The 2,343-nt window shown below is 43.5% G+C and carries 3 protein-coding genes and 1 pseudogene; all 4 read left to right on the top strand.

What is annotated here, in order from left to right; all coding sequences use genetic code 11:
• Positions 1-70 precede the first annotated feature (70 nt).
• Positions 71-352, top strand: a complete 282-nt coding sequence (gene tnpA / locus WJR50_RS33930; RefSeq protein WP_341297764.1) for an IS66 family insertion sequence element accessory protein TnpA — start codon at positions 71-73, stop codon at positions 350-352.
• 88 nt (positions 353-440) lie between these two features.
• Entirely contained in the window at positions 441-593 is a 153-nt protein-coding gene (gene tnpB, locus WJR50_RS34355; protein WP_445223519.1) for an IS66 family insertion sequence element accessory protein TnpB, read from the top strand.
• Positions 539-736 (top strand): IS66 family insertion sequence element accessory protein TnpB, encoded by a 198-nt coding sequence (tnpB, locus tag WJR50_RS33925; RefSeq protein WP_341297763.1) that lies wholly within the window; start codon positions 539-541, stop codon positions 734-736. Before tnpB (WJR50_RS34355) ends, tnpB (WJR50_RS33925) begins: the two co-directional genes overlap by 55 nt.
• A 63-nt stretch (positions 737-799) precedes the next feature.
• Positions 800-2,327, top strand: a pseudogene (tnpC, locus tag WJR50_RS33920) (IS66 family transposase).
• Positions 2,328-2,343: the final 16 nt, after the last annotated feature.

Here is a 2,343-nt window from a genome sequence, read left to right as displayed (position 1 = left end):
GTATCCACCCGTCCAAGTACATGTTTTCTTGCAATGACAGAGGGAGTACTTTTGTTAGAAATACCAATTTATGGAACAGCAAGAAAAAATGCTTAACCTGGTAGAATATTTTCACAGGAGCGGTAAATCACAAAAAGAATTTTGCCTGGAGCAGGGCATCAAAACCTCCACCTTCAGTTACTGGATCAAAAAAAAGCGATTAAGTGAAAATTCCAAAGAAGCTTTTCTCAAGATAGAGCCCACAACACCTTTGCTCAAGGATCAAGTAGAGGTTTTCTATCCCAATGGAGTAAGGCTGAAAATCACTCAGACAGACCTGTCAACGATCAGTGCTTTGATCAGACTTTACTGATGCTGAGTCTGGGGTCTTCCCATACCTACTATCTCTACCATGCTGCCTGTGATATGCGCAAAAGCCCCCGTGGCGCGGCTTTAATTCTTTGAGTGGATTGGTAATAAATGAATTAGGCAGAAATCCAGCCAGTGGAGAAGTATTTGTTTTTGTAAACAGGCGCAGGAACTGCATCAAATTACTGCATTGGGAAAGAGTGGACGCCACGCGGGAGGCTTTGTCTTGTACTACAAGCGACTAGAGCAGGGTGTATTTACTTTACCTAAGCTATCTGCTGTTGATAACAGCCATTCCGGTACAGCTTTATCCTGGCCAGAGTTAGTGCTGATGATAGAAGGAGTGCAGGTGCAGCAGATACAGCAAAAGCTTCGCTTTTCAGGGTAAAAAAAGTCAGTTTTCTTGATGAAAAAGAGCTTTTTTATGATATCTATTCTGTATTTTTAGTCAGTGAATACGGCCTTAGAAAACCTGTCAAAACAAGAGTTGATCCTGCTGCTAAGCAAAAGGGAAAAGGCTGTGCAGGAAAAAGAAGAAGAAGTAAATTATCTCAAAGTCCAAGTAGCTCAGCTACAGCGTATGCTCTTCGGCCAGAAGCGGGAGCGTTCGCTTCGGCGATCCGATTGAAAATCCTGATCAACTCAGCCTACCTTTTGAACCATCAGCAGAGCAGATTAAGCAGCGAGCAGAGCAGTTCACCGAAAAGATTGCATACGTTCGCAAGAAGCAACAGCCCTCTGCACACAAAGGAAGAGTAGCTTTGCCGGATCATTTACCCGTAGAAGAGGTAGAGATTTATCCGGAAGGTGATCTGTCCGAGATGGTGTGTATAGGTAAAGAAGTCACCGAGGAATTAGAATGCATACCTGCTCGTTTCTTTATCCGTCGCTATATTCGCTACAAGTATGCTACTAAAAACAAAGAAGGTGTAATCATAGGTCAGCTTCCTGAGCGGATAATAGAAAAAGGTATTCCAGGACCCGGTCTTTTAGCTAGCATACTAGTGGATAAGTATGCCGACCACTTGCCGCTTTATAGGCAAAGACAGAGGTTCTTGAGAGAAAATATACCCATAGCTGCTTCCACCCTGGAAGGCTGGGCCAGACAGGCCATGGAGCGGCTCTCAATCCTGTATGAGCATTTAGTGGAAGATACTAAGATCAAGGGATATCTGCAGGTCGATGAGACCGCGTCCACGGTGGACCCCATCAAAGTACTGGACAGTAATAAAAAAGGAGCCTGCCATCAGGGGTATTATTGGGTATATCATAGTCCCATAGATAAGACAGTGCTCTTTGATTATCAACCTACACGTGGCGCCAAAGGTCCCGTGAAAATATTGCAACACTTCAAAGGCTATCTGCAAACCGATGGGTATGCTGTATATGAGAAGATAGGAAAACAAACAGAAGTGATGCATCTTGCCTGTTGGGCTCATACCCGAAGGGAGTTTGAGAAAGCTTTAGATAATAATAAGGCTCAGTCTCAAATAGCTCTGAGGCTGATCCAGCAGCTTTATGCTGTAGAAGCAAAGGCAAGAGAGGGGAAGTTTACTGCTCAAGAGCGAAAAGAACTACGGCTGGAAAAAGCGCTGCCTGTTATCAATGCATTGGGTAAGTGGATTAGTGAAGAAGTAAAAACTACTTTTCCTAAAAGTCAGATTGGCAAAGCCTTTAGATACAGCATAGAACGCTGGAATGCTCTCTCAGTTTACCTCTATGATGGCATACTTGAAATTGACAACAACTTGGTAGAAAATGCCATTAGACCTGTGGCTCTGGGTAGAAAAAATTATCTGTTCTGCGGATCACATGATGCCGCGAAAAGAGCTGCCATGATTTACTCTTTTCTGGCCATCTGCAAAAAACATGAAGTTAATCCATATCTCTGGCTCAAGCATACGCTGGAAAACATCATGGCCATCAATCATAAAAACATCAGGGATCTATACCCTCAGAACTTCAAAAACAATATGTAGACCGCCGGACGGATAC

This window comes from Catalinimonas locisalis (genome assembly GCF_038039535.1).
Classification (GTDB): Bacteria; Bacteroidota; Bacteroidia; order Cytophagales; family Cyclobacteriaceae; genus Catalinimonas.
The sequence above is the reverse complement of the archived record's forward strand: the minus strand, read 5'-3'. Positions and strand labels throughout refer to the sequence as shown.

Coding starts and splice junctions, on each gene's coding strand:
- tnpA (WP_341297764.1), top strand. CDS start 71: ATGGAACAGCAAGAAAAAATGCTTAACCTGGTAGAATATTTTCACAGG.